This window comes from Nevskia soli, assembly GCF_903970205.1.
GTDB lineage: Bacteria > Acidobacteriota > Terriglobia > Bryobacterales > Bryobacteraceae > Bog-113.
On sequence record NZ_CAJCHS010000289.1, the window covers coordinates 1 to 3,472 of the forward strand.

The 3,472-nt window shown below is 58.8% G+C and carries 2 protein-coding genes; both read right to left on the reverse strand.

Annotated features, from left to right (window positions below; all coding sequences use genetic code 11):
- A partial coding sequence (locus H1Y01_RS12835; protein WP_180540915.1) for a hypothetical protein occupies nt 1–837 on the reverse strand: 837 nt, incomplete at its 3' end.
- Nucleotides 837–3,359: a glycosyltransferase gene (locus tag H1Y01_RS12840; protein WP_180540916.1), complete on the reverse strand. Its 2,523-nt coding sequence runs from the start codon at nt 3,357–3,359 to the stop codon at nt 837–839. The genes H1Y01_RS12835 and H1Y01_RS12840, both read right to left, overlap by 1 nt.
- Nucleotides 3,360–3,472: the final 113 nt, after the last annotated feature.

Here is a 3,472-nt window from a genome sequence, read left to right on the forward strand (position 1 = left end):
CTCCTGGACGGCCAGCGGCACGAGAGTCGTCCACGTAAGGAGAAATGCGACGAGCAAGGGGAGTAGTTTGCGCTGCTTAAATAAGCCCAGGAAAGCCCATCCGACAAGCGCCGCAACGTAACCGCCGCGAGACAAGCTGTATACCAGGCACACTAGCGAAAACACACCCAGACTGAGATATCCAAGCTTCCATAGCCGCTTTTTCTCGAATGCCGCCAGCGCTACAAGCAAAGCGGCAAACTGCGATTCGAAGGCAGCCAGGCCGTTCGTTCCCGCGTATCCCATGCTGCCGCCTTCGCGCAAATCCCAGGAGAAAGCCGAGTAATCGCGGCCGGAGACGGTATTCCAGAAGCTCTTGTTGAGCAACAACACGGCGAAGCACATCAAGACGATAATGATCTTCATCTGCTTCCGGTTAGGTTTGGTAGCGGCGACGAACAGCAGCAGAGCGGGCATCGCCATATATTCCTGCCAGTAGCCGAACCGCGGGTCGCCCGGCAGAGGCAGGGGAGCGCTTAGGAAGGCGGTTCCGATCAGCAGCGAGATAAACAAGTAAACGGAGTAAACAATTATCAGCTTCGTCCAGGGTGTCTTCGGAAAAAGCGGTTTGTGCTCCCGTAGTATCCCGATGGCAACAGCCACCAGGATGATACCCACCACGCTTCCGCCCAACGGATATTGATTCATGCGGTAGCGGATCGTCTGCAGAGGCAACAAGGGAATCAGGTAGAACAGCCCGCTGATGGATCGCCAGAACATACTCGCGATAACGGCAGTAATCGCTCCGAGATAGAGGGTAGTGGGTAAGAAGCCTTCGAGTCCGAAATCGAAGTGCATTAGATCGCCTCTAGTCCGACGCTTGCCACCTGCTCCCGCCGGTGCATCCGATCGATCACTTCAGCCGTTAGTCCGCGAACGCGGCCGTCGAGCAAAGCCAGAGTGCCGGCGTATAAGAGAAGGGAGAGCCCGCATCGCGCGAACAGATCAATGAACGGATTCGCGAACTGAACCATAGACACCGTCAGGCAGGCCACGGTACATCCCAGTCCGTACCTCGCCAGCGCGCCCCAATCCACGCGCAGAGGAAGCACGCGGGCCGAGGCTTGTCCAAGCAAAAGTACGCAGAATAAGTAACTGGCCAGCGTGGCAATGGCCGCCGCCATCAGTCCGATCCTTGGCAGCAGATAACAATTCAAGCCGATATTCAGAGCCGCGGCCAATACAAGGCGTTTGGCCATCGTCAGGGTCTTGCGGTGAATCAGAAGCCCGGCGCTAAGGAACACATGCGTCGTGTAGATCAGCAGTCCAGCCACAAGGAGCGGGATGAGCCGGTCCGCGCCTGCGTACTTAGCCGACGCGAGTAGTGTTACCGCATCTCGTGCGCCGGCAACTGCAAGAGCAAATGCTCCGGCTGCAACTAACAGGAATAAGTCAAGGCCGCGCGACAGAAAGTCCACCGTCTTTTCGCGCCCGTCGCGGCTCCAGAGCTTCATGTACAAGGGAATCAGGGCCAGGTTCAGCGGAGCTATGAGCAGGTCGTTCACGTAACTAGATAGTCCGTAAGCCACCGAGTAACGTCCTAACGCGTCCCCGCCCAGATAGTGCCGGACCAGCACACGGTCTCCCGAGTCGAGCGCGATAGTCGCGACTTCATAAACCACAAGGGGCGCCCCGAAACTCAAGCTTGCGGAAAAGAATCGCCAGTCGAAGCTTCCCAACCGGACTACGCCGCGCCGCAGTAACAACCCGGCCATCGTACCCGCCGCAAGTAATTCCACGGAAATCGCGCCCAGGAAGAAGCTGCGCGCGGAAGCTCCCGCTAGCGGGATTACCACGCACACACCCGCGATCGTCGCCGCCTTGATCGCGACGCTCGAAATCGCGTACGACTTGCTTTTCTCCTCGATCCGCATGAACGACCAAAGCACCGACTCCACCGCACGAAGCGAGACGATTACAGACGCGACCGCAAGTAGCGAGGCAAGCGTTCTATCAACGATCGACTTAGAGCTAAAAGTCACCACGCCCGAGATCGTCAGCGCCATCACGGCCGATGTCGCGAGCATGCCCAGAAACAGCGTCGAGTAATAGCGCCGAGCCTTCGCCGGGTCAGCCGCGAACTCCTGGCTGTCGAACGAGCGCAGCGCGGAGTTCTGCAGCCCAAGCTTAGATATCGCTGTAAATAGAAGAAGAATCTTCTGGACGAAGTCGATGGTCCCGTACTCCGCCACGGAGAAGACCCGGGTATAGATCGGGAAAGAAATGAACCCAAGCGCCAGGCTGACCACAAGACCGCCAAGGTAATGGGAGGAAGACCGGAATAGCTTTGCGATCTCGTCCGAGATCACGCGCACTTCGGAGCCGTCACTGAGTTCACCGGCGCCGGCATTTCGAGCCGGCTGCCGCCGCCGTACCCGGACGCCTACCAAACTAAGTGCGCGGGCGCAGCCGTATACGAAGTACAAGAGGGCCAAGGGGGCAAAAAGAAGCGGTGATTTACGCTGAACAGTGGCGCGAGCGCCCAGCAGGACGGCGGGTAGGAAGAGAAGCGCCGTCGGTACTAATGCCAACCCACCGTGACGCGCAGCCAATGCGAGCGGAGTTATGATGGCCGCGAGCATTCCGGCGGCGAGCATGTACAGCGCCAGTCCTAAAGCCCGTGCATTCTTCCAGTGATTGCTGGTCTTGCGCGCCGATTTCAACACAGACGTGCCATGCCAGTTCTGTTTGGTGTAAAAGCCGGACAAGGTCTGCGGAGTACCCAAGTGTACGACGCTAAGTGCCGCGTCTGCGGAAACTTCAACTCCGAGGTTCCGCGCACGACAGCAAAAGTCCCAATCTTCGCTGGTCTCGATCGTCTCGTCGAATCCGCCGATCCGACGGAATGCCGAACGCGAAACCAACAGATCGCCTCCCGGGACATAAGACACCGCGCCCTGCTTACTCTCGCTAAACCCGCCATACCACGACTTAGCCAGCCACGAGGATCCTTCCGGAATGGCATAGTGCGCGCCCGTGACTGTTTCCGGAAAATCGCATAGGCGAGTGACCCCGCGCTCCAGCCACTCCGGCGGCGCAACACAGTCCGCGTCAATGAAGGCGAAGTAAGGCGATATCGCATAGTCTGCGCCTACATTCCGCAGCCGGGCAATGTAAGCGCCGCGCTCCTCGAACACGCGGATTTGCAGCATCCCCGCGAAGCTATTCGCGACTTCGACCGTCCGGTCCGTGGAACCGTTATCGACCACGACCACTTCGAAGTTACTCGAATCCAGACTCTGGCCCGCCAGCGCCGCGAGACACTTCCCGAGCACTTTCTCCTCGTTCAGCGCCGGGATGATGACTGAGATTCGGATCATGCGACCGCGGCGGCAGCCCTGCTACTGGACGGCTTGTTTGCGAGCGCCGCCATTACCTGCGCGCCCGTCTCGTCATTGTGTCGCGGAGTTCCGTGCTTCTCCAGATACTTCAC

Coding starts and splice junctions, on each gene's coding strand:
- H1Y01_RS12840 (WP_180540916.1), bottom strand. CDS start 3,359: ATGATCCGAATCTCAGTCATCATCCCGGCGCTGAACGAGGAGAAAGTG.